A 26,727-nucleotide genomic window follows, 5' to 3' on the forward strand; every position below is an offset into this window, starting at 1 on the left:
TTGATGAAGAAATTTTTGATTGGTTTACTTACTGGTGGGATAGTGATTGCTGGAGTGGGTCTATTAGCTACCCAGGCTGGCAATTCCAATTCTGTGATGGCTGCAATTACGTTGATTAATTCTAAGCAGTCAAAAAAGGAGACTAAGCCTTCAGTTAAGAATACGAAGGATTCAGAAGATCAGATTCAAAAGACAATCAATAAGATGTCACTATCTGAAAAATTAGGGCAGCTCTACGTTGCCGATGTTTCTAGAAATGACGCTGCAGCTAAGGCCGCTGTTAAGAACTACCACCTTGGTGGAGTCATCTTAGGCAGTGCCGACTTTACAGGGAATCGGAGTTCATTTAAGAATCACATTAAGGGAATGCAAAATAGCGCTAAAATTCCGTTAATGATCGGGACCGACCAAGAAGGTGGGACGGTTTCACGACTAAGCATTAATCGGGCCATCTCAGGGTCAACTTACTACCCATCACCACAAGCGGCTTACCACAGTGGTGGAATGAAGAACGTATTGGCCCAAGCTAAACGCTCCGCCCGTGATTTAAAGGCGCTTGGAATTAACTGGAACTACGCACCAGATGCCGACGTTTCATCCAATCGGAACAGCTTTATCTATGCGCGGACATTTGGTCAAAGTGCTGCTAAGACTGCGAGTTACATCAAAGCAGTCGTTCCAGCCATTCAAAGCCAGGGAGTTGCGACTTCACTAAAGCACTTCCCAGGTTATGGTTCGGCTGCTGACACCCACGTTGGTGGTGCCACTACCAACCGTTCACTTTCCGACTTGAAACGGGTTGACTTCCTACCGTTCAAAGCTGGAATTGCTGCTGGCGCTGATTCGATCATGGTAACCCACATCGTGTTGAACCGTGTCGATAGATATCGGCCAGCTTCACTATCGCCTAAGGTGGTTAAATTATTACGCTCTGATCTCGGGTACAACGGGGTTATCGTTACCGATAGTCTTCAGATGGGGGCGGTTACTCAATACGCCAGTGCCCATCGGGTGAATGCCGATGTTCTTGCATTTGAGGCTGGTAACGACATGTTGATGTCTAGTAACTACCGAAGCGGAATTCCAGCATTAAAACGAGCAATTAAGGATAAGCGAATCTCAATTAAACAGGTCGACGCATCAGTGCGGCGAATCTTAGAAATGAAACAAAAAGTTGGGATTTACAAGTAGTTTGTAATTGGAAGCCAAGTTAACGCTTGGCTTTTTATTTTGGAAGGGGGATTGAAATGGATTCAAATCATGTTTCGTTAAAGACGATCTTAGCAATTATTTCAGTAGCATTACTATCATTTTCCGGAATCATGGCCGAAACTTCCATGAACGTAACGTTTACCACCCTGGCTAAAACTTTTGGTAGTGATCTGAATACGATTCAGTGGGTCACGGCCGCCTATCTATTAGCAGTTACGGCAGCCATTACCACCAGTGCCTACACGAACAAGCGGTTTAGCATTCGGGCGGTCTGGTTATTTAGTATCATCCTCTTTATCGTTGGTTCGCTAGTCGGGGCGTTTGCACCGAACCTACCGATTTTAATTTTAGGACGGGTATTAGAAGGAATCTCATCTGGAGTTGCGATGCCATTGTCATTTAACATTGTAATCTACACCGTGCCACGCGCTAAGATTGGGACGTGGCTGGGGGTCTCCTCACTAGTAGTGAGCCTCGCACCCTCGTTTGGCCCAACTTATGGTGGGTTAGTCTTAGACCTAATGAACTGGCGGGCGATTTTTATAATTTTATTGATCGCTCCTGCACTATCCGTGTTGTTGGGCTGGAAGACGATTACCCATGTTGACAATCGTTCACACACGAATGGCTTTGATTTCATTGCATTTACTTTGTTGACGGTGATTTTAACGCTGAGCTTAATGCTTGTGAACCAAATAGAAACGAATGGATTTAATTGGCCGTTCTTCTTAGTGATTGTGGTGACATTAGTGGTCTTTGTCTGGCACATCCGCCGTTCAAAACGATCATTTTTGAACCTCGAGCTATTTAAGAAGGGGCAGTTCTTAGCCCTCTTTACGCCGGTTGCACTGTACATGTTCTCGATGCTGGGATTAGACTTGATCATCCCGAACGTTGCCGAAAACGGCCTGCACACCTCTAGTTTTATTGCAGGATTTTCATTGCTACCAGGGGCGTTGACCGGGGCGATATTGAATCCTTATTTCGGTAGGATGTACGACAACCACGGCGGTAAGCTCCCGATGTATCTAGGGAATGCGATCTTCATGACTGCTGTAGTCGTGATGGCTGTTTTTACCAACCAGTTGGGGTTAATTGCCATCATCGTTGCCTACATTGTCTACATCATCGGGCGGAACATGGCCTACTTTGGGGCCCAAACCGCTGCGATTGATGACCAGGTGCGCTCTGATCAAGCCGATGCCACCGCGATCATTCAAACCTTTCAGATGTTCATGGGTTCGATGGGAACGACGGTGGGGGCGTTAATGCAATCCCATTTTGGGGTGTTTAATGGTTTCAAGATCTTCAGTATCTTTTCGATTTTGCTTTCAATTATTAATGGACTATTGATGTGGGGATACTATGTAAGTAAAAAAAGATAATTCTAACCGAGGGGTTGGAATTATCTTTTTCATTTTAAAGCATGTATTTTTGATCCGCTTCGGGGTCTTGAGAAGTTAAGATCTTAGGACCATCCTTAGTGATTGCTAAGGTATGTTCGTATTGAGCAGATGGAGTGCCGTCTGCTGAAACGTAGTAGGTCCAGTCGTCTTTTTTATCGTAACGATCGGTAATTTGCCAAGTACCAGTGTTGACCATTGGTTCGATCGTAATCGTCATTCCTTCACGCAACCGCATCCCTTGGCCAGCATGTCCATAGCCAGGCACATTTGGTGCTTCGTGAATGGATGGTTGAATTCCGTGACCGATTAATTCACGCACGTCACCAAAACCATTTTGTTGTTCAACGTATTCTTGGATTGCCGCACCGATATCACCGATCCGATTGCCGATCACTGCTTGATCGATTCCAAGGTATAAGGCATCGTGGGTCACTTGCATTAACTTTTTGATTTCATCAGAAACGTTGCCAACAGCGTAACTCCAGCAAGAATCACTTTCAAAGCCATCCTTATTCACACACATATCGACCTTAACGATGTCGCCATCCTTTAACTTAAGGCCCTTGCGAGGAATTCCATGTGCTACTTCATCATTAATGGAGATACAAGTAGCGAACTTGTAGCCGTCAAAACCCTTTTCTGAGGCTTTGGCACCATGGTCTGTAATATACTTATCAGCAAATTCTTCAATTTCCCATGTATCTAAACCAGGCTTGATTAATTTTTGTAATCCTTTATGAACCCCAGCTAAAATCGCACCAGATTCGGCCATTTTTTCGATTTCACGAGGTGATTTTAATGTAATCATCTAATCATTCGCTCCCTTATTTTATTATCTCACCATCTAATTTACTACTTTTGGCCGAATCATGCTAATGAAATTGTTTAAATCGACACTTTTTAATGAAATTAGTTGAATTTTCTAGTATTCTTATATCTAGACAATATATAAGGAGACTGATTTTCGTGACTAAGCATGCAAAACAAACCATCATGTTAGTGGTAGCGCTAGTGATCGTATTAGCAGCTGCAATATTCGTTAGCATTAACAATGATAATGATTTAAATAAAACCAGCAAAAAAGTTAATCGTCCCGTTCCTACTCTGTACATAAACGGTGCGAATTCATCTACTAAAGCTGCGAACCATTTAATGACGATTGGTGAACGGGACGGGGGCAATAAGAGTCTCAGCATTACCTTTAAAAATGGTAATCCCGTTTACAAGGGCAAGTTAACGCAAAAAACTGCTCAGCCACTGATTAAGGTAACCTTTGGCAATAAAACCACTGTATATGATCAAATGCATGGCCTATATAAAGTCTTGGTCCATCTAAAGAGTAAGTATGATTACAATAACTATAATGCAGTTGGTTTTAGTGGGGGTGCGGTTGCTGCTTTAATGACCGCTAGTGACAAGGATACTAGCATCCCAGAATTAAGCCAGTTGATTTCAATTTGTGCTGGTTATAATGGGGTTATGAAGACTAATGATAAGGCTAATTCTAATCATTTGAACAACGATGATAAGCCATTGATCATGAGAAAAGCAACGAAGGAATATCCTTCATATGATGATATTCTAGCCAGTACTAAGACGATGCCTAAGAACGTGAAGGTATTAAATATCTACGGTAATAGTGCGGGCAAGGGCAATAACGATGGCGTCATTACCAACGTCTCTTCCGAATCCTTAAAGTATCTGGTCAAAAAACGGACTGATAACTACCAAGCAATTAAGCTAACTGGTAGTGATGCCAATCATTTCGGATTGTTCAACCATCCCGTTGTCGATCGTTTAGTAGAAAAGGCATTATTTGATAAGCGCTAATCTATTTACTTTTGTTTGTAATCGTTATAAAATATAGTAGTTATCAATTTATAATGATTATAATTTGAGGTGATTAATAATGAACCAAAATGCTGAACAAAAGGTAAGCTATGACTTACATGGCAAACCATTTAACCGTTCTTGGTTTATCTTTGTTCTTCTATTAGGAAGCTTTACGATGTCGATCAGTCAATCATCTTTATCGACTGTTTACCCTACGTTCATGCGCTACTTTAATATTTCGGCGACTACCGTGCAGTGGTTAACGACCGCTTTTATGCTGGTAATGTGCATTATGATGCCGGTCAGTCCATGGTTATTGAACAACATCGGGTTTCGGACTTTATTTATATCTGTAATTATTTTGTTTGATGTTGGATCGATTATTATCTTATTTGCGCCTACCTTTCCGATTATGATGGTGGGGCGGATCTTAAAGGCCGTTGCGGTGGGGATTTTATTCCCATCGTATCAATCGGTCTTACTATACATCACTCCTAAGGATCAACGGGGGAGCACGATGGGACTGGCAGGATTAGTAATGGGTTCTGCCTTAGCAGTGGGACCAATTATTTCTGGGGTCGTACTGAAGTTTACCGATTGGCATGGGTTGTTCGTGTTCTTCATTACAACGGCAACGATTATTTTATTCCTAAGTTTTCATGCCATTAAGGATGTAATGCCCCATAAGAAGAGTAGCTTAGACTACGTTTCCACCTTCTTATTGGTTGGATTTGCAGGGATTTTGTACGTAGTGAATATGATTGGTAAGCCAAACGTCAACTTGGGGCAAGCAATTATTATTTTAGCGGTAAGTATTTTATTCGTTGCCATCTTCGTATATCGGCAATGGACAATGAAGCACCCGCTCTTGCAATTAAAGGTCTTAAAGACTTTTAACTACGATTTATCGGTGCTTTTAACTGGAATTTCTTACATTGCATTGATCGTAACGACGATTGTCTTTCCACTTTACTACCAAGATATTTTAGGGGTGTCACCATTTATCTCTGGGATGGCATTGGTTCCGGGTGCGGCATTCCTTAGCTTCTTGAACCCCTTGACTGGTAAATTAGCCGATCGGATCGGTTTTAAGAAAACCATGTTATCAGGGATGACGATGATTGTATTAGGTTGGTTATTACTGGCCGTGATTCCTGGTCAACCTAACATCTGGGTCATGATTTTATTGGCAATGCTGATCGAAGGTGGGAACGCCTTTGTAATGATGCCTGCTGTTACGTTAGGGGCTAATTCATTGCCACGAGATGTCGTTGCTGATGGGACTGCTGTTACCACGACCGCTCGGCAAATCTTAGGTTCGCTAGGGGTTGCTGTAGCAACTTTAATTTTAACCAATGTTGCAAGAAATCAAAAAGCGAGTGGCATTGCTGAAACCGTTGCTAATCATAATGCTTATCACATTGTGTTCGTGACCATGCTAGTATTAGAACTAGTCGGGTTATTATTTGCATTTATGATTCGTTCACAGACGAACCAAACTAAATAGGAGCCGACTAATGATGTGTAATTCTAAAATAGTTTCTGTGATGTTCTTAATTTTCTATGGTGTGTTGATATACTTTTCATTTAATAACGATATGAATGCTCAAATGATCGCAATGCGAATGATGGCAACTGGAATGTTCTTAGAAGCCGTTGTGGGCGTTTATGAAGCCTTTAAGAAACACAACCACAAAAAATAAAAAATCCTGATGACGAATGTCATCAGGATTTTTTTTCGAATGGTTACTTCAGTGGGTCGCTTTTATAACGGTTGAACCATTCAAGGATATCATCAATTCTTTGAATTCTTAGGTTAGGCAATCCGTTTCTAGAGAAACCATGGAATGATTGCGGATAACGAATGTAATCACAATCGGTGCCAGTTTGCTTGACCGCCGTAAAGTAAGATTCACTCTGGTTGGTAGGGCATCGCATGTCGTACTCACCGTGTTGAATTCTAACTGGCGTCTTTACATTGTGAGCATATTTCAGTGGTGATTTATCCCAGTATACCTCATGGGCATTAGCGTCCTTGAATAAATCAACCCCTAGTTCAGTGCGGTTGAACCAAAAACCAACGTCACTGGTGCCATAGAGTGCTTGCCAGTCAGTAACGGGTCTTTGCACGCTGGCTGCTTTAAAGCGGTCGTTATGGCCGATGATCCAACTGGAGAGGAATCCACCATAAGAACCACCAGCAACGAAGAGTTTATCAGCATCTAGGTTCGGGAATTGGTTTAATGCATAGTCTAAACCAGTTAGGACGTCTGAATAGTCATTTTCACCATAATGGCCAATCACATCAGATTCGAATGCTTGACCGTAAGATGTGGAACCCCTTGGGTTGACAAATACGACTGCATAGCCGTGGTTAGCAAGCGTTTGGAATTCATGGAAGAATGTTTCACCATAAGCAGCATGGGGACCACCATGAATGTATAGGATGACTGGACTCTTTTGGCCATCCGCTAAGTTATGAGCGTGAATCGTCCAACCATCTAATTGGACCTTTTGATCTTTGGAGACATAGATAAAATGATCGGACTTAGCATAAGTATGGTCTTTTTCATACTGAGCATTAGGATTGAAAATCGTTGTAACGTCAGCGTTTTGACCATCGATGTTTAGCACTTGGAGTTCACTAGGCTTTTCTTGTTTGGAAACGCTTAAGACGATTTGGTGATCGTTCAAAGCACTGAAGTCATATACATCTTCAATTCCATCATGAAGGAGTTGATAGTCATTACCAGACCCTGATAATAGGATGCTGCGGCCATGATGATAGGCATGGAAGACATAATGATCATTATCTAGCCATTGGATCGCCTTACCCAATTTATGTTGAGCAAAGTCAGCAGCTAAACCATTTTCATACCCACAGTCATATTTATCATCACTATTGGTAACGTTGGTTAATTGTTCATCATCAAATTGGTATAGCCAAAAGTTATTGACTGTACAATTAGGGTGTTCATTGGTGTTACCAATTAATGCCAATTGTTTGCCATCAGGGGAGAACTGGGCATCTGAGAAGATCCCACCATCAACACTTTTAGTGATGTAAGTTTCCTCTTTGGTATCAACGTTGTACATGTATACCCCCTGAGTGGGATCATAATCTGTCTTTAGATCAGGGTGATTGGATTTGGTATAGACAATTTTCATATTATCGGCACTAATTGTTTTTAGATCAAAGTCATGTTTAACATCTAATAGGGTGATCGTTTGGTGCGTATGAACATCAAAGTAAACTAATTCATAACTTAAATCGTTTGGGAGCCACCCAATTCCATCTAACCGATTGAAAATTTTATTAACGTGGCGGGGCACTGGAAAGTCAGATGTTTCATACTTCGTTTTGACCCGTGATTTAGTAATTTTTAAAACGAGCGTTTGCTCATCGCTTGATTTTTTGATTTGTTCAATGTTATTGCCACTGGTAATTTGTTTAGCGGTTCCACCAGTAAGTGGCATTTCCATAATTTGGAAGTGTTTTTGGGCATCTCTGTGTAAATAAAAGAGTTTGCCATCACAGACAATGGGATTGACATTAATCCCACCATCAGCCCAAATTGTGTAGTTCTGATCTTCATCGACACTAGCAATTTTACTGTAGTATTGGTTACTTTCCTCATCAATTCCATTTTCAACAAAGAAATAACGATCCCCGATTGCAGTTGGTTGCGTAATGGATTTTAATTTAAATAAATCATGATTTGAAACGCCTTGAGCCATTATCATTCCTCCTTATAAAATAACAGAATCCACTGATATTATAGCACTCAATCGAATGGATTGATAAATTACCAGATGTTGACCCGTTGATCTGGTTCCATGTACATTCCATCGCCTGGTTTAACATCAAATGTGGTGTAGAAGTCAGCGAGGTTCTTTACTTGGACGGTCGCTCTTAGTTCGGAAGGGGCGTGAACATCAATCGAAAGCAGTAGCTGTTCTCTTTGTTCAGTCGACTTATTTCTCCAGATGCGGGCCCAGTTAATGAAGAATTCAGCTAAATTACAGTCTGATTCGGCTTTGGCAGCTTCTTCGGCACAGCTAAGGCCACCAGCATCGGCAATGTTTTCAGAAACGGTTAATTTACCGTTGACCTTGCCACCAGCAAATGGGATGCCATCGAATTGCTTGATCATACTTTGGGCGAGTTGGTCGAAATGTTCGTGGTCTTCCTTAGTCCACCAGTTGTTCATGTTCCCGAATTCATCAAATTGCGAACCATTGTTATCGAAGGCGTGAGAAATTTCATGGGCGATCACGGCACCAATTCCCCCGAAGTTTTGGCTCGATGATTGATCTAAGCTGTAGAATGGGGCTTGTAAAATCGCAGCTGGGAAAACAATGATATTTTTGAAAGGATGGTAGTAGGCATTGACCGTATCAGCACTCATTTCCCACTTAGTTCTTTCTACTGGTTGGTTCCACTTGCTAAAGGAATCTTTGGTTGTGATTTTACCAAATTTTTCAACGTTGCTGATCAACGTACCACCGTCTTCTTCAGTATCGACCTTGTATTGCTTGAAGATGGGGTCAATGGCATCTGGATAACCCACTTGAATGACGAGGGAGTTAAGTTTGGTGATGGCCTTTTGGCGGGTAGCTTCACCTAGCCAATCGTTATCAGTTAACCGTTGCTTGTAGACGTTGATCATCTTTACGACCATGTCATGCACGTCTTGTTTAGCGCGTTCACCAAAGTATTTCTTACCATAGTAATCACCAGTAACTTGATCAAAGACGCCTGTCGCAAGGTAGTAGGCTGCTTTGTCCTTACTAGCAGGTTCTTTTTGTCCTGAAACGGCCCGATTGTATGTCCCACCGAGCACGCGTAAGTCTTCCGATAAAAGATTACTGTATGAAATAGCGGTCTTAACGATCATCCAACTCTTCATTAAATTGAAGTTATTATCATCAAGGAGGTCCTTTAAGAATGCAAAGTATTCTGGTTCGGTGTCAATAATCTGATCGGGGATTTGGCCGATTAATTCGGTAACCGCCTTGTTAAGGTCTAACTTATCAGTAGCCTTGACGAATTCACTAAACTTCTTAGGGTTGTAAATCTTAGTGATATCAGCATTTTCTTCCGCTGATTTAACGTTTGGAGCAATTTGGGCATCGTAATGCTTAGCTTCTTCAACCATCGCTTCGGCTTCATCAGCAGAGTAGCCGATCTTTACTAATAATTGCCGTGCCATTTGCGTGTATACAGGCATTAATTGCTTAGCAGCTTCATTGCCAGCGGCATAGTAGGTCTTATCGGGCAGAATTAAGCTAGGTACCCCAGAGAAGAGGGCGTTGATCTTAGCGTTCTTCATGTCGGCTTCGATTTCAAAATTAAATGGCAGTGGTAAGCCTGATAGGATCCAGTCTGATAATTGATCATCTAGGTCTTTGTATGAATCAAGATCTTCGATGCGTTTCAAGATGGGTTTCAGTGGTTCAGCACCGATTTGATCACGTTTTTTAAAATCAAATACTAGTTGGTAGAACTTTTTAAATTCAGCCATTTCGGGATTACTTGGTTCCCATTTCCCTTCGCTAAGGGCTTTAAAATCACTGCGTAATGTTTTTTCGATGTCATCAACTAAATCCATGAATCCACCAGTAGAAGCATGGTCAGCTGGAATCTTGGCATCCTTTAACCATTCACCGTTAACTGCTTGGTAAATATCGGTTTTGATTAGGGCCTGATTTACTGTGTCACTCATAAAAAAATTCCTCCATATCCAAATTTTGATTAATTATAGTATACAAAAAAGCGGCTCACAAGTAACGTAAACCGCCTTTAAACAAATAGGATCTTAATGTTATTTATTAATTAAATCTTCAATCGTATTAATGTTTTTCATGTATTTTGGAACGGCCAATCCGACCTTGGCACCGTTTAAGTTAACGCCTGCGTCATCAACTTTGCTTTGATACTGTTTGTAGTACAATCCAGCGGTGTTAGGCAGCCATGCGGACACGGTTGCATCAGCAGAACCATTAGCAACTGAGACCCACATTGGTTGCATTTCCATTGCTTGGATCGTGGTCTTATAACCCATTGAATCAAGCACTTGGGCAATTACATTGGTCGATGCAATTTCTGAATCCCATGCAACATAGGTCATCTTGACTGGTTGATTACCCTTTTTCACACCCTTAGTCCATTCGGCAACTTTTTGGGGATTCTTTTTGATCCAATCCTTAGCCGCTTTGGCAGGGTCAACTCCCGCGTTTGTTTGGAGCATGACTTGAGACATCTCAGCAGGCGTCCAGTGGAATTGTTTGAGAATCTGATAAGCGCCTGGATTACTGGTTTTGAGATTCTTTTTAGTGATCGTGTGAATCTGTTCTGTCTTCCCATAAACATTTTTGGGATCCTTTAAGAACTTGAGCGGATACTTGGTGAACATCCAATGTGGTTGCCAACCAGTGATTACGATCGGCTGTTTGTATTTGATCGCCTTATCTAAAGTACTGGTCATCGCAGCCGTAGAACTGGTTTGAAGCTGCCATTTATTTTGGGCTAATGGATATTCTGTCAGGGCCTTTTGAGTCGAGGCCATAATTCCTGCTCCAGCATCAATTCCAGTGATCGTATAGTTGATTTGCGGACCGAGCTTTTCCTTTGGATTATAAGGAGCGGTCACACTCTGGCAAGCCGTTAAAATGAAGGTGATCAAAATGACTGGGACGATCATTAATAGGTGTTTACGTTTCATATGGCCCTCCTTACTTCGTTGGTTGCTTAGAACGGTTAAAGGCCTGCGTAATACGGTCCAAGATGATGGCTAGAATTACGATTGCCAGCCCAGCGGTGAATCCAGCCCCCGCATTGTTACGGCCAACTGCGAAGTAGACCTGAGAACCAAGTCCCATGGCCCCGATCATCGAGGCGATAACTACCATTGAAAGGGTCAGCATCATTCCTTGGTTCACACCAGACATTAACGTTGACTTGGCAAGTGGTAGCTCCACTTTTACTAATTTTTGCCAACTCGTCGAACCGAATGAATCAGCAGCTTCGATTAAATCACCTGGCACCTGCAATAAACCTAAGTTGGTCATGCGAACGACTGGTGGTAAGGCAAAGATAAACGATGCGATGACCCCAGGAACCATTCCGATTCCAAAGAGGGCGACAGCTGGAATCAAGTACACGAATGCGGGCATGGTTTGCATAAAATCTAAGATCGGTTTCAAGATGGCGGCAACCGTTTTGGACTTAGCCATCCAGATTCCAAGCGGCACCCCGATGATTACGATCAACAGGCTAGACGTCAGCACTAATGATAGCGTTTGGGTCATGTCACGCCAGAACCCTTGGTTCCAGATGAAGAGTAAGCCGATCAATTCGAAAGCCATTAATCCAATGAATTTAGCCTTGCGTAATGCATAAAAGGTGATTGCAAGCACTAGGATGATGAACAACCAAATTGGTAAAAGGTCGAACACCCATTGGAACGCGTTGATAATTGCACCAATGAAGTTAGTGATGCCGTTGAAAAAGCCCACGAATTGAGTTAGCCAGTTTACGAAATGATTGATCCAGTCTGCTACTGGAATTGGTTGTGATTGTGCAAAGAATAAGTTCATTATTTACCCCCCTGACTTCCTGAAAGTGATTCAAGAATTGAACTTCTGATAATAATTCCACGGAGCCGCTTTTGATCATCGACGACGGCAATTGGAACCGCTGTCTTAGAAATTGTTTTGAACAATTCTTTGATCGGGGTGTTCAATTCGGTGGTAGGGATCTCAGTTTGAATTGCCTTTTGAATGTCACGATCATCTTGTTGAATTAATTCGTCGACCGATTGAGCATCTGCTAGCCCGACTAAGTGGCGTTCGCTGTCAACCGCATAGATACTAGAGATTTCGTCATCGCGCATTCTGCGGAGTGCAATTCTAGGGCCATCTTTTTCAACGTTAATCGTAGCTGGTCTGATCATGACGTTTTCTGCAGTCAAGATCTTTGTCCGATCAACACCTTGGATAAATGCCTCTACGTATTCATCCTTGGGGTGTTGTAAGATGTCTTCTGGCGTTCCAATCTGGACGATTTCACCATCCTTCATGATCATGATTCGATCCCCGATGCGCAGGGCCTCGTTCAAATCATGGCTGATGAAGATGATCGTTTTCTTTACGGATTCTTGTAAGTCGATTAATTCATCCTGCATTTCCTTACGGTTCAACGGATCCAAAGCGGAGAACGCTTCATCCATTAATAAAATTTCAGGATCATTAGCAAGGGCTCTTGCAAGGCCCACTCTTTGTTGCATTCCACCGGATAGTTGGCTAGGAAATTCATCATCATAACCATGAAGGCCAACTAATTCAAGGGCATCATGCGCTTTACTTAGTCGTTCATCCTTAGTGATGCCTTGAATTTCTAATCCATAGGCGGTATTTTCGATGATGGTGCGATTGGGGAATAGCGCAAAATTTTGAAAGACCATATCCATTTTGGTCCTTCTGATTTGGCGTAATTCCTCCTTAGAAGCACTAGTAACACTACTGCCATCGAGTGTGATTGTCCCTTCGGTTGGTTCAATCAACCGATTGAGCATTCGAATCAAGGTCGACTTGCCACTTCCAGATAGGCCCATGATAACGAATATTTCATTATCGTTCACTGCAAATGAGGCGTTATCCACCCCAACGGTACTACCAGTTTCTTTTAAAATAGCTGCTTTGGAATTGCCGTTTTTCATCATTTCCTTAGCTTTGCCAATGTGTTTACCAAAAATCTTGGTTAATCCTTTGACTTCGATTTTGGTGGTCATAAAATTCCTCCCGAGTTAAAAATAAAGATAGGACGGCAGCCCTATCTAAGCAATAAAATAAAAAAAGGGCCAGGTGGGCTCTTTTATTTTGACAGGACATAACGTCCTAATTAGACAAACTATATATAATACCTTAAAGAAAATAAAAGTTTGTGTCAAATCAATTAGGAAATTGAACTAACTAAATGTCAGTGGTAAACGTGATTAGATTAGTGTGTTAGAATGAATTATAAATTTTTTTAGATTGAGATGAAAATGATGCAAAAATTGATTGATAAAATTCCTTGGAAATTAATTTTAGGGTTAGTTTTAGCAAGTGTTTTAGTTATGTTCGCAGTGATGCATGATGATGGATTCTATAAACAACCGATCATGTTAGTGCAAAGTGTGACGCAGGGGGAGACCACTACGACCACGGATGAATTTCATAACTCGGATTCACAGACGAATCAAACGTTGAGCGGAATTTTGTTGAATGGTAAGCAAAAGGGACGCCACATCACGGTGCAAAATACCTATTCGACTTCTGAGACAATGGATCATAAGTATGCGGTCGGGCAAAAAGCGTTCGTAGTGGTTCACCCGAGTGAAAACTATCGCACAACGATTAAGGACTACAAGCGCGATGTGCCAATTACATTTTTAGTGTTATTAGCCACTTGTTTATTACTGATCTTTTTGAAGCTAAGTGGGTTAACAGCATTGTTGAGTATTGTGGTCAATACGATTTTATTTGTCGTTGCGGTAATGTTAAATGGCCATAGTCAAGGAACCCAGGTGTTAATGGTGTTTTCTGTTTTAGCGGTCGTGTTCTCAATAATTACGTTGATCTTAATTTTAGGCTTTACCCGCCAGATGCTAGTAACGTTGCTTTCAACTGTCTTAGGCACAGCAGCTTCGATCTTAATTGCACTAGTAGTCTTTGTCTTTACCCATGAACGGGGGGTTTACTACGAATCGATGCAGTATGTGACCCAATTACCGCGCCCGTTGTTTTTAGCTGCCACTATGATTGGTTCACTAGGAGCGGTCATGGATGAGTCTACCGATATCGTTTCTTCGCTCTTCGCACTAAAAAAGGAGCGTCCCGATATTTCAAGTCGACAGATCTTTTTATCCGGGCAACAAATCGGTAAATCAATCATGGGGCCGTTATTAAACGTGTTATTCTTTATTTTTATGGGGGAAACGATTCCAATGGCGCTGCTATTTTTAAAAAATGGCAATACTTGGGGTTACTCGTTTTCAATGAATATGTCGTTAGGAGTCGTGCAAAGCCTCATTAGTGGGATTGGAATCGTGATCTCGATTCCACTGGCAAGTGGGCTTGCGAGCTTGATGATTGAAAAACGGGGGGCAAAAGTCAAATGAGTACAATTACCGCATTGGGTTTGATATTATTAGTATTGATGGTGGTTGTGGGCGGTAAACAGGGCCTTCAGTCATTCATTAGTTTACTGTTGAACTTTGGCTTTTTATTCTTTGCCATTGTTTTGATTGCGTTTCATTTCTCATCTTTGATAGTCACCCTTGTGACCGGAGTAATCATTTTGTCAATCACGATCTTTCTTAGTGGGACGAGTGATGAAACGAGTCAAATTGCCTTTATAGCTTCCTTAGTGGTACTGGGGTTATTGGTCTTGTTGATCATCCCAGTTGAGCATTGGGCGCAAGTACAAGGGTTTGGGCTTGAAGATAGTGATGACCTTGAGGGGATGTCAATTCTAGTTGGCATTGATTACGTTCAAGTGGCAATCGCAACTGCAATTTTAAGTACCCTAGGCGCAATTGCCGAGGCCACAATGGCAATCGCTTCGGGGTTAGATGAAATTATCGAGCAACACCCAAAGATTGAACCGAAACAACTATTTGCCGATGGGATTTTAGTGGGAAAGCAAATCATTGGAACCACTTTGAACACGCTATTCTTTGGTTTGTTCGGTGGTTCGTTATCACTGTTTATTTGGTTTGCGGGCCTAAAATATTCACTTGGCAGTATTATTAATGACAAGGTCTTTGCTGGGCAGTTCATCATCATTTTATTTTCGTTGCTCGGCGTTATTATCACGATTCCAGTTACAGCATTGGTAATGGCACAACAATATCAAATTAGAAAAAGAAAAAAGGGGAAGGTCGATAAACATGACTAATACTAAATTAGGCGTCAGTGCACAGGATCTATATCAGCTAAAGTCCTTAACCCAACCCAATCCAATTGGGAAACGGGCCTTTTTTGTGGAAAACGGGATTGATAAAGCAGCAAATAAGTATACTTCGCAGATTGCAAGTGTTGATACGGATGGACATTACCAAATCTGGGCAACTGGTGGGATTAACGTTCAACCAGTTGGGACCCATACTGATCTGTATTATCGCCACTTAGATTCTAAGGGGCGCTACCAGTTGATGAAGATGCCCCTTTCTGGCGGGGATGCAGTACAGGTTACTGATGCCGATTCGATCGTTCAAATGCGCATGACTCCTGATGAAAACGTCTTGGTTTTAAAAAGGGTGCATACGAACGTTTCTAGTAAGTTCAACACCAGTGACCGTCCGCAAATTCGGCATATTACCAAGCTAGATAATCGTCTTGATGGAATCGGTTGGCTTTCTAACGATAAGCGTTACTCGTTGACGATGTTTGATTTGCAGACCCAACAAGAAGTGCCGTTGTTCGAAAGTAACTATGACTTAGATTTTCAGGGGATTAGTCCTGATTTGACAAGGTTAGTCTTTATTCAATCCACAATGCATAATTTGACCGACTCGGTTGATGATACGGCGGCATTATACCTTTATGACATTGCTAATAAGAAAAAAACGTGGGTAACCAGTGAAATGCCTAGTGGGATCTTTACCGATGCTCGTTTTTCACCAGATGGTAAAAATATTATCGTGATTGGTAACGATAATCACTATGTTCATGCGACCGTTAACCACCTCTACTTATACCCAATTGATGATGGGAATCTTTACCAACTAAACTTAAATGATGACATCGATGCTGGATTTGCTGGGGGGTTGAGTACTGATTTTGCTCAACAACGCAGTAATCTAAGTATTTTTTGGCTGGATAGTTCGCATTACATTTTCCATTCTTATCACCATGGCTATAGTCAGTTATATACCGGAAACTTAGATGGTGACATTCAATTAGTGCGTGATAACCATAGTGAGATCTATGACTTTGTCCCCATTGATGTGAACCATGTTTTGATCAGTGCATCGTCTCAAAAGTCGCCCAGCGAGTTGAGAATTGTCGACTTAAAGCAGTTCGACGAACGGGGGATTTACAATCCTAATCAGGCCTATGAAGCTACCCATGAGTACGCCGAAGTGGGCGGGTTTACCTATGACACTAGTGATGGTAAGGATAAGATTTACGGTTGGGTAATGCACGCCCATAATTTCGATCCGAATCAAAAATCGCCAGTTGTTTTATATGTTCACGGTGGCCCCCACGATGCATACGGGGAATCATTCATGCATGAATTCCAATACTTAGCCAGTAGTGGATTTGCGGTCGTGTTCTTAAACCCCAGGGGGTCTACTACCTATGGGCAAAAGTTTGAAAAGGCATTAATGGGCCACTATGGTGAAATGGATTACGATGATATCATGACTGGACTACAGGCTGCATTGGATCATTACAGTGATTTGGATGCCGATAAGGTCTTTTTAGCTGGTGGTTCTTACGGGGGCTTCTTTGCGGCCTGGGCGGTTGGCCATACGAATCGCTTTAGGGCTGCAAGTGTTCAACGGCCAATTATTGATTGGCAAGCATTATATGGCACTGGAGATATTGGGATTCGTTACGCAAGTGCTGAATTGGGCAAGGATCTTTATGCCGATGATGCCAATGATTACTACTGGGATCGTTCACCACTAAAGTATGCTGATCAGGTGAAAACTCCCGTTAGAATTCAACACGGTGAATACGATATGCGAGTCCCAACGAACCAAAGTGAGGCGTTCTTTACCGCCCTTAAGCAGACTGGCACCGATGTTGATTACATCCGTTATCCACAGTCTTACCACGGGCTTTCTAGGCATGGGTTGCCGAACTTACGGGTTCAGCGACTAGAAGATGTTACAGAATGGTTCCGCAGATATTTAAATAATGAATCAATTTAAAAGTAAAGCCATCGTTCATTCGATGGCTTTATTTAATTTTGTAATTATGTTATACTAAGTGTATAAAAAATTTGATATGAAAAACAATAAAAGGAGAGTGTTGTGAATTAGTACTAATTCGAAATCTGAGCCGATTGGCCGTAGACATAAAAAGTTAGTGAAAAAATTATTTACCAGGGTGCTAACGGGTTCCGCACAGGGAATCTTGATTGGGGTCCTCCCAGCAGCCATTTTAAAGTATGTATTAGCTCCGTTGATCAACCAAGAGGTCCAATGGGCGATGCACTTGAATGCGATTTTAGTATTATTTAATGTCTTCATCCCAATCTTGATTGGAATGGCAGTGGCAGGCCAATTTAAAATGAAGGCATTAGACACAGGAGCAGTAATGCTTGCCACTGGGGCGGCTTCTGGATCGATCCAATGGGTCTCAACGCGTCCAGGATTTACCGATCCGATCACTAATATTGATAATCCCGTTTCCAGTACCTTTTACGTTGCCAATGGTTCGGGAGATGTCATCAACGCAATTATTGTGGCAACCCTAGCGGTAGTAGCCATTAAATTGTTAGAAAAGTATGCAAATGGCTTTGGATCGATTTCAGTCATCCTAACGCCATTGATCGTGGGTGGCCTAGTGGGCTTGATTGGCTACCTAATGTCGCCATACGTTGGTGCGATCACAACCACTTTAGGCGAACTGGTTAATTCTCTGACCGCCTTCCAACCACTCCTAATGAGCATTTTGATCGCGATGGTCTTTGCATTCTTGACCATTACGCCGATTTCGACGGTTGGAATTGCCCTGGCCATCTCGCTTTCTGAGGTCAGTGCTGCAGCCGCGGGGATAGGGGTAGTCTGTACGACTGTGATCCTATTGATTAATTCATTGCTCGTAAATAAAATGGGGACTTCGATTGCCATTTTCATGGGGGCGATGATGGGGATGATGACGACGGTATTTAAAAAACCGATTACCATCCTTGCCTTCATTACGACCGCTGGATTGGCAGCGATTCCCGTCGTATTATTCGATGTTCAAGGGACCCCGACCTCTGCTGGACTGGGCTGGATCGGATTTGGATCACCGATTCAATCCATGATTGCGGATAAGGGGGAGCGGGAATTCATTACCCACTTGATTGGGATCGGCCCCGCGTTAATTACTTGGATTATTGTTCCACTTGTTGTTGGAGGATTAGTTAATTGGGCCTTTATTAAATGGTTCAACGCCTACCAACCGGAAGATTTTAAGCATGAAATTAGATAAATTAAAAAGATCAAGGTTAGTCATTATAACTATCCTTGATCTTTTTTTATTTTAAAGGGACATGATAATCCAGATAATGCCCCCGATTGTGACTCCTGATGCAACGACAACTGCGTAAATGATGGTAGCATGCTCTTTAATAAACTGAAACAAAATCCAGCCTCCTATTCTTGATTGTTAGCCAAGAAATCAACGATGGTCGCCCTGTAAAGCTTGATCATATCAAGGTAAGTGGAAATTTCAACGTATTCATTGGGGCTGTGAGAAGTTGTGTTCCCAGGGCCTAACACCACAACGTCCATCTTTTCATTGTGCCGTCTAAATTCAGATGCGTCGGTTCCAAGCGATACCCCGATGGCGGGGAGCTGATCTGGTTCGTGCATGGTATGCTCAGCGTGTTTTTGGAACAGTTCGATTAGATGGGTATGGTTATCACTTTTGACTGGTAGTTCACTGTGTTCAACCGTTAACTCTAATTCGATCCCTGGTTGAGCATTTAATTTTGTGATCAATTGGTTCAATCGCTCAATTAATTCATGGTTAGAAACTTGGGGGATTGTCCGTACCTTTACGATTTCATAAGCTAGATCGGGCACGGAATTAATTTGTTCACCACCCTTAAAAATATCTGGAGAATAAACTGTCCGCCCGAGTTCAGGGTCTGATTCGGTGAGATTAGCGTAAAATTCTTTTTCAGCAAGGTAGTATTGTATCAATGTATCAATGGCATTGATCCCCATTTGTGGCATTGAGCTATGGGCTGCTTTGCCCTTAGCGGTAACTCGGTATGCCATCCAGCCCTTATGAGCCTTGATGATGAAATGTTGTTCTAATGCATCCGATAGAAAGGCCTTCTTTAAAAGGTTCTTAAGGACTGTTGGTTCGATGGTGATGCCATCACTATTAACGTATGAGCGAAGCCCATGTAGTGAAACCCCACTTGGTTCAGCAATGACCATTGCATCGAGATCGTCAACGTAGCCCTTATCAGTTAAAAACTTAGAACCAGCCGCAGTGAGTTCTTCACCAATCGTCCCAATGAATCGAATCGTACCATTGATTGGGGTTGCCGATTCCGTTAGTTCGATCATTGCGATTGCAAGGTCAGCCAGCCCAGCCTTCATATCAGCAGCGCCACGCCCATACATGCGGCCCTTTTTAAGGGTCCCTTTAAACGGATCGGTTTTCCATGTCCGCTCGTCACCTTGATGAACGGTATCCAAGTGGCCTGAAAGAGCTAACTTAGGGTGGTTTCCATTACCGATTTCAGCTACGATGTTACTGCGATTATGAAATTCAGCAACTAGTTTGGCTTTAATACCATATTCTTGGAAGAGGCGAAGTAGGTACTCTGCAACCGCGGTCTCATTATCGTTGACGGATTTAATATCAATTAAATCCTTTAAAATTTTAATCTTGGTTTCTTTTTCCATATTGTCCTCCGTAAATAGCTATTAAATAAAAGCGCATTATTAAATCATTATATTTTATAACTTAACTAATATCAAATTAAAAAGGCCCCCTCGAACGAGAAGCCCCTCTTAGATTGCGCGATATTTAGAATTGATTCATTAACTTCCCAACTGAGTAGTGAATGATCATGGTTAAGATGCCAATAATGATGTTTCTGATAACTGCGGTTTTGACCAGTCCGTTGCCGAGCTTTGCACTTAAAAAGCCGGTGATGGCCACTGAGATAATCACTGCGATGATGGTCCCAGGCCATTGCACGCTAGCGGGTAGCAATGACATTGCTGCCAGTGGTAAAATCCCACCCAGTGCAGCTGAGAACAGTGATGAAAATGCGGCGTTCCAAGGATTCATATAATGCCCCAATTGGAGGTTGTTCTTGACATTGACCATCGTTTCCAATGGCTTTTTATCAATGAGTTCCTTTGCAATTTGAGCAGCGGTTTCTGGGGTAATACCACGTTCAACGTAATACTGCTTAACCGTGTTAATTTCTCCTTCAAGATCAGTCTTTAGTAGCTTTTGTTCTGCTTTGACAGCGGCAGCTTCGGCATCACGTTGCGAACTAACGGATGCGTATTCACCAGAAGCCATTGAAAAGGCACAGGCTAATAGATCAGATAGACCAGCAATGAAAATGGTGAACGGGTTGGTAGTGGCGATGGCGACTGAAAATAAGACCCCGACGACCGTTAGGATACCATCATTGGAACCTAATACCCCAGCACGGAGCGTGTTTAATTTTTCGGCCATGGTTTGCCGTTGATTTTGTTTAGTTTGTTGCATATGATGAGCCCCCTTAGATTATAAATTCCCGATGACTTTACCGATCAAGTAGGTAACGATCATCGTTAGCATTCCAGAGATAATGTTTCTAAGCACCGATTTAGAACGATTAGCCTGACTTAATACGGCGGCTGAATAACCAGTGATTGCAAGGGCAATGACGACCGCGATGAATGTCATTGCGACCCTTAAATGACTGGGAAACAGACCGATGGCTGCTAATGGTAAAATAGAACCAGTTGGAAAAGAGACCATTGAGGCAATTGCCGCTGCGTATGGACTGGTAAATTCATTAACGTTAAATCCATACTTTTCCCGCACCGTTGTGACCAGGGCATCGTTATTCATCATTTCTTGAGTTGCCTTTGTTGCTAGGGCAGTATCAATGCCAGCATGCACGTATTTTTGTTTAACGAAATCAAACTCTCCTTGGTAGTCAGCTGCTAGGGCCGCTTTTTGATCGTTGATCGCGTTTCTTTGGGAGTCCTTTTCGGTACTAACCGAGACCCATTCGCCCATTGCCATTGAAACCGTTCCGGCGATCATTCCAGCGATTCCTGAAATAAAGATCGCAAATGAGTTCGCAGTTGCTCCAGCGACCCCGATGACGATTCCTGCGACCGATAAAATGCCATCGTTGGCCCCCATCACGCTGGCTCTAATTACATTGATTTTTTGTGCTAAAGTTGCTTTTGCCATTCTAATCCCGTCCCTTCTTAAAATAATTATTTTTATTACTTTATAATAATTATTAACTAACAACGTTTATTATAAAACAGTTAAATCTAGTTGTAAAGGGTTTATAAATACGAATTTAAAAGTTAGGGGAGCAGTACATATTTTTATGGTAACGCATTTTGAAGCAATAAAAAAAGCGATTGCAATCCAATCGCTTCAAATTTAAATTAATTTAACTGTAATGATTTGATGAATTCCTGGTAGGAAACTTCTTCGCCAGTATCAGTGACTTGACCAGAATCAGCCGTAACGTTGGCGTGATGCAAATCGGCTTCGTCAATTTCGATTTGGTAGGTGAAGGTTGCGTTTCCAATTAATTGGATCCATTGATTTTCATCATTGGGATGCACGATCGTTTTGACCATCCCACCTGGGTTAGTCACTTCGATCGGTTGTTCGATGTCGACCATATCAGGATAGTTCAATGCAAACGCAAGTGAGGTAGCTGACATCCCAGTCCCACAGGCGTTCGTGAAACCAACCCCGCGTTCATAGGTCCGCACAAAGATTTGGTTAGGCCCTAAGATCTTAGCAAAGTTGACGTTCACACCATCGGGAAAGTAGGGGTTCTTAGCGTTCAACTGCTTACCAAGGTCACCTAGCGTGTCGTTTAGGTCTTGGTCAGTTTCGACAAAGCTGATTAAGTGGGGGTTAGGAACCGCGATCGTTGTGAATTTCAAATGGTCGTTCAATTCAGGGAGTGGTTGGTTAATGATCTTATCCATTCCCAGGTTATCAAATGGAAAGGCTTGTTTTTGATAACGAACGGGCGAGATTTCGACTGCAAAGGCGGTAACGTTATCCGCAAGCTCTGGTTGTCGTTCAACGAATAGGTCGGCCGCTGGGGTTTCGACCTTGAACTCATCCTGGCCGAATTTATCCGAGATGTATCTGGAAACACACCGCAGTCCGTTCCCACACATCGAAGCGCGACTCCCATCAGCATTAACGACTTCCATGCGGCCGAGTACATTGGGGTGATCAGACTTATCGACGACTAAGACACCATCAGCGCCGCCTAATAAGTTATTGGGTTGACAGATGGTCTGGGCCAAGTGGGTCAATTCATCCGCTGAAAGGGGCGTATCTAAAGTAGTTTGATCAAGAATAAAGAATTGGTTCTCAGAACCGTGAACTTTTAATAAATGGGCCATAATGATTAAACCTCCTGGTAACTAAAAAATTGTTTGTAAATATCCTTAACGGCACGGTTGGCATCTGCCTTGCGGGTCCCAATCATGATGGAAATTTGGGATGCTCCCTGATTGATCATGTTGACTTTGATACCATCGGCTGCGAGTGGGTCGATCGACTTACTGAGCGCGTTGGTCTGGTTGATCATGCCTTCGCCGACGACCATGATGATTGAGTAATCACGAATCCAGTTCAACTTATCGGGGTGGAGGGTCTCGCTGATTTCACGACCGACCGCGCGCATCTTTTCATCGGTGAGTTGGCTATCTTCAAAGATGATCGTTAAATCATCGATTCCAGATGGCATGTGTTCATATGAGATGTCGTGCTTATAAAGGATTTGTAGTAGTTTGAGCGTAAAGCCAACTTCCTTGTTCAACAAGTAGCGATGGAGGTAGAGGGCCGAAAAGTGATTGGAGCTAGCCACCCCAGTAATTTCATGTTCGGATTGGAACGATCCCTCTGGCACGATCAAGGTACCAGGGGCGTCTGGGTCGTTAGTATTACGGACGTTAATGGTGACCTTACCTTCAATTGCTGGAATGATGGCTTCATCGTTGAAAACGGAGAATCCAGCGTATGATAGTTCCCGCATTTCGCGGTAGGTCATTTTCTTGATCGGCATTGGATTGTTAATGATTTTGGGGTTGGCAGCGTAAATGGCACTGACGTCGGTAAAGTTTTCATACATCGGGATGTTCAACCCGCGTGCGACGATCGAACCGGTAATGTCGGAACCACCACGCGCAAAGGTTGCAATATTACCATCCTTAGTAACCCCAAAGAAGCCAGGAAAGACGAGCTTTTCATCACCATAGCCGAATTTACCCAGGTTTTGGTAGGTTTCTGGAAGAACGGTCGCACTATTTGATTCATCGCTCACCACGATTCCAGCTTCTGCAGGATCAACGAAGCGGGTCTTGATACCGAGTTGATTTAAGACGAGCGCCATTAATTCAGCATTTAACTTTTCACCGTGGGCCTTAAAAGCTGCCATTAGGTACTCATCATTTGGATATTGATGGGTAGGTAATGCGGATAGGGTGTCTTTGATGACCTTGAATTGGTCATCAGAAACTTGAAAATCATTTGCGATTGCTTGATAACGGTCAATGATCGTTTTTAACACCTCACTGGTGTCTTGTTTTTTGATGGTTTGATCTGCGTATTTGATTAATAGGTCGGTTACTTTGATATCATCATCAAAGCGTTTGCCAGGTGCGGAAACAACGATGATCTGGCGGCTAGCATCAGCCTTGATAATGTCGATTACTTTTTGGTATTGGGAACCATTCGCTAATGAACTGCCCCCAAACTTAATGATTTTGGTCACGGTGTGTCACTCCTCTAATAATATTCACAATGAATTCTAACATGATTAAAAATTTAATCAACTGCTGAAAGAATTGACATTATGCGATGAATTGCATCACTATATAGAAATAAAAAAATATAAAAAAAGTTTTTTCGTCAAAACGGTTGACGAAGGGCTAAAAATGCTTTAGTATTTTAAGCAATCGAAGAGGTCGCGACCAAGACTATTAAACCGATCGAGTCACTGTAATGACGAAGACGTTGATTGAAAAGTGCGGTTGCCGAAGCTAGAAGTTCATTACAGTGGATTTCTTGCTGGGACGTAGTTCAATAGGCTGCGGACTGTCACGAGAATAATCTTGTGGAGCGCTTTCGACAATTGAAACCAGAAATTAAGATGGATAAAAACCATTGGGATTCTTTTGTATGGATGTGGACCACACCCATGCGAGAGAATCCCTTTTTTGTTTTCAAGAATAGGGACCCCGTAAAAAAACTTGGAGGTAATTTTATGAACGAACAGATTAGCCAATCTGATATTAACGCTGCAGGCCATCTAACCATCGGTGGTTGTGATGCAGTCGAGCTTGCTGGCCAGTACGGCACACCGTTAGTGGTGTACGATGTAAATCAAATCAAGAGTCAAATTCAACACTTTCAAGAGGTATTTAAGAACAACGATGTTGAATATGCAGTCTGCTACGCTAGTAAAGCATTCGCCAACACCGCAATGTATCAACTAGTGAATTCAATGGATTGTCACGTTGACGTTGTTTCAGCAGGTGAAATGAGCATGGCATTACACGCTGGCTTCCCCGCTGAACACATGACTTTTCACGGGAACAATAAATCACGTGCAGAATTGCAAATGGCTGTCGATAACCACGTTGGTGTGATCGCATTAGATAACTTTCATGAAATCGACCTATTAAATGAAGTATTAGAATCATCAGATGCCCACATTAAGGTAATGATGCGAATCACCCCCGGCATTTCAGCCCATACCCATGAATTCATCCAAACTGGTCAAGTTGATAGTAAGTTTGGTTTTGATCTTGAATCAGGCGAAGCCGAACGGGCATTACAGATTATCTTGACTCATTCTAGAATGGAATTGATTGGGATTCATTCGCATATCGGTTCACAAATCTTTGAACTAAACGGCTTCGAGTTAGCGGCTGAAAAGTTAGTGCAATTAGCTGCTGATTGGAAACAACGCTTCAATTATGAAGCTCGTGTCATTGATGTCGGCGGTGGGTTTGGAATTCGTTATACCGAAGAGGACAAACCCCTTCAACCAGAACAATTCGTCGATGCGATCATTAAAACGATCAAGCAATCTAGCAAGGACCACGGCTTGACCACCCCAGCTGTTTGGATCGAACCAGGCCGTTCGATCGTAGGACCTGCCGGCTATAACCTCTACACGATCGGTTCACGCAAGGACGTTGCCGGAATTCGCTCGTACGTCGCAGTCGATGGTGGGATGGGTGATAACATTAGACCAGCCCTTTACGAAGCTAAGTACGAAGCAGTCGTTGCTAACCGTCCCGCAGCTGAGATCGTAGAACACGTTCACCTCGCTGGAAAGTATTGTGAATCAGGTGATATCTTGATCGATGACCTTCCACTGCCAGAAACCAAACCAGGGGATGTGGTTGTCATGTTCGATACGGGAGCTTATGGGTATGCAATGGCTTCTAACTACAACCTTAACCCGAAACCAGCCATTGTCTTTGTTGATAATGGGAAATCAACGTTAGTTACTAGAAGGGAAACCCCCGCTGATCTAGAACGCCTTGATTTTGGATTAGATGGCAAATAAAAATCATAAATATAATAGTAGAAAAATTTAAAGGAGTAATTTAAAAATGGCACAATTAGACGCACGCGAAATTATTAACTACATTGGAACTGCACCAAAGAAAACCCCAGTTAAGGTTTACTTAAATGGTAAGATCGATCAAATCGATTTTCCAGCAGACGTAAAGGTCTTCAAGGGTGTTGATTCAGCAACCGTATTTGGGGACTGGAAACAAGTTGCTCCCATCCTTAAGGATTCAGCCGTTAGCGACTATGAAATTGAAAACTGGACCCGTAACTCAGCCGTTCCATTGCTAGATTTAAAGAATATCAACGCCAGAATCGAACCAGGTGCAATCATTCGCGACCAAGTATTGATTGGTGATAACGCCGTAGTAATGATGGGTGCCATCATTAACATCGGTTGTGAAATCGGTGCTAATTCAATGATCGATATGGGAGTAGTCATGGGTGGCCGTGCCATCGTTGGTAACCATTCCCACATCGGTGCTGGAGCCGTTCTTGCTGGGGTGATCGAACCAGCTTCTGCCGAACCAGTGCGGATCGACGATAACGTATTGATCGGAGCAAACGCCGTTGTGATCGAAGGAGTTCATGTTGGTGAAGGGGCCGTAGTTGCCGCTGGAGCCATCGTTACTCATGATGTTGAACCATACACGATGGTAGCAGGAACCCCCGCTAGAAAGATCAAAGACGTTGATGCCAAAACGCAATCCAAGACGACGCTCGAAGACGATTTAAGAAAGTTGTGATC

General features: G+C 42.6%; 22 protein-coding genes and 1 riboswitch. Of the genes, 11 read left to right on the top strand and 11 right to left on the bottom strand.

Annotated features, from left to right (window positions below; translation table 11 throughout):
- Nucleotides 1–3: 3 nt before the first annotated feature.
- Complete coding sequence (locus tag ACSYTE_RS02375) at nucleotides 4–1,191, top strand: glycoside hydrolase family 3 protein (RefSeq protein ID WP_491717114.1); 1,188 nt, start codon at nucleotides 4–6, stop codon at nucleotides 1,189–1,191.
- Between the two features lie 56 nt (nucleotides 1,192–1,247).
- A complete protein-coding gene (locus tag ACSYTE_RS02380; protein ID WP_491717115.1) occupies nucleotides 1,248–2,597 on the top strand; it encodes an MFS transporter in 1,350 nt (449 codons plus the stop codon).
- A 34-nt stretch (nucleotides 2,598–2,631) separates the two neighbouring features.
- On the opposite strand, the gene map is transcribed toward ACSYTE_RS02380, so the two are convergent.
- On the bottom strand, nucleotides 2,632–3,426 hold the full coding sequence (gene map, locus ACSYTE_RS02385) for a type I methionyl aminopeptidase (RefSeq protein WP_491717116.1): 795 nt from the start codon (nucleotides 3,424–3,426) through the stop codon (nucleotides 2,632–2,634).
- A 158-nt stretch (nucleotides 3,427–3,584) separates the two neighbouring features.
- On the opposite strand from map, the gene ACSYTE_RS02390 reads away from it, so the two are divergent.
- From ACSYTE_RS02390 to ACSYTE_RS02400, 3 genes are all read left to right on the top strand, one after another.
- On the top strand, nucleotides 3,585–4,448 hold the full coding sequence (locus ACSYTE_RS02390) for an alpha/beta hydrolase (RefSeq protein ID WP_491717117.1): 864 nt from the start codon (nucleotides 3,585–3,587) through the stop codon (nucleotides 4,446–4,448).
- A 79-nt stretch (nucleotides 4,449–4,527) separates the two neighbouring features.
- Nucleotides 4,528–5,958: an MFS transporter gene (locus ACSYTE_RS02395; protein WP_491717118.1), complete on the top strand. Its 1,431-nt coding sequence runs from the start codon at nucleotides 4,528–4,530 to the stop codon at nucleotides 5,956–5,958.
- Nucleotides 5,959–5,971: 13 nt separating this feature from the next.
- Nucleotides 5,972–6,154: a hypothetical protein gene (locus tag ACSYTE_RS02400; RefSeq protein WP_491717119.1), complete on the top strand. Its 183-nt coding sequence runs from the start codon at nucleotides 5,972–5,974 to the stop codon at nucleotides 6,152–6,154.
- A 43-nt stretch (nucleotides 6,155–6,197) separates the two neighbouring features.
- On the opposite strand, the gene ACSYTE_RS02405 is transcribed toward ACSYTE_RS02400, so the two are convergent.
- The 5 genes from ACSYTE_RS02405 to ACSYTE_RS02425 form a co-directional block, all read right to left on the bottom strand.
- Nucleotides 6,198–8,189, bottom strand: coding sequence for a S9 family peptidase (locus ACSYTE_RS02405; protein WP_491717120.1), 1,992 nt, complete (start codon nucleotides 8,187–8,189; stop codon nucleotides 6,198–6,200).
- Between the two features lie 68 nt (nucleotides 8,190–8,257).
- Nucleotides 8,258–10,177 (bottom strand): M13 family metallopeptidase, encoded by a 1,920-nt coding sequence (locus tag ACSYTE_RS02410; RefSeq protein ID WP_491717121.1) that lies wholly within the window; start codon nucleotides 10,175–10,177, stop codon nucleotides 8,258–8,260.
- A 99-nt stretch (nucleotides 10,178–10,276) separates the two neighbouring features.
- The gene (locus tag ACSYTE_RS02415; protein ID WP_491717122.1) at nucleotides 10,277–11,176 is read right to left on the bottom strand and encodes a glycine betaine ABC transporter substrate-binding protein; all 900 of its coding nucleotides are present in this window, start codon (nucleotides 11,174–11,176) and stop codon (nucleotides 10,277–10,279) included.
- Nucleotides 11,177–11,186: 10 nt separating this feature from the next.
- On the bottom strand, nucleotides 11,187–12,050 hold the full coding sequence (locus ACSYTE_RS02420) for an ABC transporter permease (protein WP_491717123.1): 864 nt from the start codon (nucleotides 12,048–12,050) through the stop codon (nucleotides 11,187–11,189).
- Entirely contained in the window at nucleotides 12,050–13,243 is a 1,194-nt protein-coding gene (locus ACSYTE_RS02425) for a quaternary amine ABC transporter ATP-binding protein (RefSeq protein ID WP_491717124.1), read from the bottom strand. The genes ACSYTE_RS02420 and ACSYTE_RS02425 overlap by 1 nt, the downstream gene beginning before the upstream one ends.
- Before the next feature lie 255 nt (nucleotides 13,244–13,498).
- On the opposite strand from ACSYTE_RS02425, the gene ACSYTE_RS02430 reads away from it, so the two are divergent.
- From ACSYTE_RS02430 to ACSYTE_RS02445, 4 genes are all read left to right on the top strand, one after another.
- Nucleotides 13,499–14,614: a YibE/F family protein gene (locus ACSYTE_RS02430; protein WP_491717125.1), complete on the top strand. Its 1,116-nt coding sequence runs from the start codon at nucleotides 13,499–13,501 to the stop codon at nucleotides 14,612–14,614.
- The gene (locus tag ACSYTE_RS02435) at nucleotides 14,611–15,393 is read left to right on the top strand and encodes a YibE/F family protein (protein WP_491717126.1); all 783 of its coding nucleotides are present in this window, start codon (nucleotides 14,611–14,613) and stop codon (nucleotides 15,391–15,393) included. The genes ACSYTE_RS02430 and ACSYTE_RS02435 overlap by 4 nt, the downstream gene beginning before the upstream one ends.
- The gene (locus ACSYTE_RS02440) at nucleotides 15,386–17,377 is read left to right on the top strand and encodes a S9 family peptidase (protein ID WP_491717127.1); all 1,992 of its coding nucleotides are present in this window, start codon (nucleotides 15,386–15,388) and stop codon (nucleotides 17,375–17,377) included. Before ACSYTE_RS02435 ends, ACSYTE_RS02440 begins: the two co-directional genes overlap by 8 nt.
- A gap of 157 nt (nucleotides 17,378–17,534) precedes the next feature.
- Nucleotides 17,535–18,647 carry a PTS sugar transporter subunit IIC gene (locus tag ACSYTE_RS02445; RefSeq protein WP_491717128.1) on the top strand — a complete coding sequence of 371 codons (1,113 nt, stop codon included), beginning with the start codon at nucleotides 17,535–17,537 and terminating at the stop codon, nucleotides 18,645–18,647.
- A 164-nt stretch (nucleotides 18,648–18,811) separates the two neighbouring features.
- Here ACSYTE_RS02445 and ACSYTE_RS02450 read toward each other — a convergent pair whose 3' ends face one another.
- The 5 genes from ACSYTE_RS02450 to ACSYTE_RS02470 all read right to left on the bottom strand — a co-directional run bounded on the left by ACSYTE_RS02450 (nucleotide 18,812) and on the right by ACSYTE_RS02470 (nucleotide 24,168).
- Complete coding sequence (locus ACSYTE_RS02450; protein WP_491717129.1) at nucleotides 18,812–20,080, bottom strand: M20/M25/M40 family metallo-hydrolase; 1,269 nt, start codon at nucleotides 20,078–20,080, stop codon at nucleotides 18,812–18,814.
- A gap of 124 nt (nucleotides 20,081–20,204) precedes the next feature.
- Nucleotides 20,205–20,903, bottom strand: a complete 699-nt coding sequence (locus tag ACSYTE_RS02455) for a VIT1/CCC1 transporter family protein (RefSeq protein ID WP_491717130.1) — start codon at nucleotides 20,901–20,903, stop codon at nucleotides 20,205–20,207.
- A gap of 18 nt (nucleotides 20,904–20,921) precedes the next feature.
- A complete protein-coding gene (locus ACSYTE_RS02460; protein ID WP_491717131.1) occupies nucleotides 20,922–21,602 on the bottom strand; it encodes a VIT1/CCC1 transporter family protein in 681 nt (226 codons plus the stop codon).
- 206 nt (nucleotides 21,603–21,808) lie between these two features.
- On the bottom strand, nucleotides 21,809–22,795 hold the full coding sequence (gene dapF / locus ACSYTE_RS02465) for a diaminopimelate epimerase (protein WP_491717132.1): 987 nt from the start codon (nucleotides 22,793–22,795) through the stop codon (nucleotides 21,809–21,811).
- 5 nt (nucleotides 22,796–22,800) lie between these two features.
- Complete coding sequence (locus ACSYTE_RS02470) at nucleotides 22,801–24,168, bottom strand: aspartate kinase (protein ID WP_491717133.1); 1,368 nt, start codon at nucleotides 24,166–24,168, stop codon at nucleotides 22,801–22,803.
- A 179-nt stretch (nucleotides 24,169–24,347) separates the two neighbouring features.
- A riboswitch (Lysine riboswitch) is annotated at nucleotides 24,348–24,530 on the top strand.
- Between the two features lie 130 nt (nucleotides 24,531–24,660).
- On the opposite strand from ACSYTE_RS02470, the gene lysA reads away from it, so the two are divergent.
- Nucleotides 24,661–25,974 carry a diaminopimelate decarboxylase gene (gene lysA, locus ACSYTE_RS02475; RefSeq protein ID WP_491717134.1) on the top strand — a complete coding sequence of 438 codons (1,314 nt, stop codon included), beginning with the start codon at nucleotides 24,661–24,663 and terminating at the stop codon, nucleotides 25,972–25,974.
- A gap of 46 nt (nucleotides 25,975–26,020) precedes the next feature.
- Entirely contained in the window at nucleotides 26,021–26,725 is a 705-nt protein-coding gene (gene dapD, locus ACSYTE_RS02480; RefSeq protein ID WP_491717135.1) for a 2,3,4,5-tetrahydropyridine-2,6-dicarboxylate N-acetyltransferase, read from the top strand.
- Nucleotides 26,726–26,727 lie beyond the last annotated feature (2 nt).

This window comes from Nicoliella sp. ESL1120, assembly GCF_058508515.1.

Excerpts from the sequence above, each read along its gene's own strand:
- ACSYTE_RS02375 (WP_491717114.1), top strand. The coding sequence starts at position 4 with ATGAAGAAATTTTTGATTGGTTTACTTACTGGTGGGATAGTGATTGCT.
- ACSYTE_RS02380 (WP_491717115.1), top strand. The coding sequence starts at position 1,248 with ATGGATTCAAATCATGTTTCGTTAAAGACGATCTTAGCAATTATTTCA.
- map (WP_491717116.1), bottom strand. The coding sequence starts at position 3,426 with ATGATTACATTAAAATCACCTCGTGAAATCGAAAAAATGGCCGAATCT.
- ACSYTE_RS02395 (WP_491717118.1), top strand. The coding sequence starts at position 4,528 with ATGAACCAAAATGCTGAACAAAAGGTAAGCTATGACTTACATGGCAAA.
- ACSYTE_RS02400 (WP_491717119.1), top strand. The coding sequence starts at position 5,972 with ATGTGTAATTCTAAAATAGTTTCTGTGATGTTCTTAATTTTCTATGGT.
- ACSYTE_RS02405 (WP_491717120.1), bottom strand. The coding sequence starts at position 8,189 with ATGGCTCAAGGCGTTTCAAATCATGATTTATTTAAATTAAAATCCATT.
- ACSYTE_RS02410 (WP_491717121.1), bottom strand. The coding sequence starts at position 10,177 with ATGAGTGACACAGTAAATCAGGCCCTAATCAAAACCGATATTTACCAA.
- ACSYTE_RS02415 (WP_491717122.1), bottom strand. The coding sequence starts at position 11,176 with ATGAAACGTAAACACCTATTAATGATCGTCCCAGTCATTTTGATCACC.
- ACSYTE_RS02420 (WP_491717123.1), bottom strand. The coding sequence starts at position 12,050 with ATGAACTTATTCTTTGCACAATCACAACCAATTCCAGTAGCAGACTGG.
- ACSYTE_RS02425 (WP_491717124.1), bottom strand. The coding sequence starts at position 13,243 with ATGACCACCAAAATCGAAGTCAAAGGATTAACCAAGATTTTTGGTAAA.
- ACSYTE_RS02430 (WP_491717125.1), top strand. The coding sequence starts at position 13,499 with ATGATGCAAAAATTGATTGATAAAATTCCTTGGAAATTAATTTTAGGG.
- ACSYTE_RS02435 (WP_491717126.1), top strand. The coding sequence starts at position 14,611 with ATGAGTACAATTACCGCATTGGGTTTGATATTATTAGTATTGATGGTG.
- ACSYTE_RS02440 (WP_491717127.1), top strand. The coding sequence starts at position 15,386 with ATGACTAATACTAAATTAGGCGTCAGTGCACAGGATCTATATCAGCTA.
- ACSYTE_RS02450 (WP_491717129.1), bottom strand. The coding sequence starts at position 20,080 with ATGGAAAAAGAAACCAAGATTAAAATTTTAAAGGATTTAATTGATATT.
- ACSYTE_RS02455 (WP_491717130.1), bottom strand. The coding sequence starts at position 20,903 with ATGCAACAAACTAAACAAAATCAACGGCAAACCATGGCCGAAAAATTA.
- ACSYTE_RS02460 (WP_491717131.1), bottom strand. The coding sequence starts at position 21,602 with ATGGCAAAAGCAACTTTAGCACAAAAAATCAATGTAATTAGAGCCAGC.
- dapF (WP_491717132.1), bottom strand. The coding sequence starts at position 22,795 with ATGGCCCATTTATTAAAAGTTCACGGTTCTGAGAACCAATTCTTTATT.
- lysA (WP_491717134.1), top strand. The coding sequence starts at position 24,661 with ATGAACGAACAGATTAGCCAATCTGATATTAACGCTGCAGGCCATCTA.
- dapD (WP_491717135.1), top strand. The coding sequence starts at position 26,021 with ATGGCACAATTAGACGCACGCGAAATTATTAACTACATTGGAACTGCA.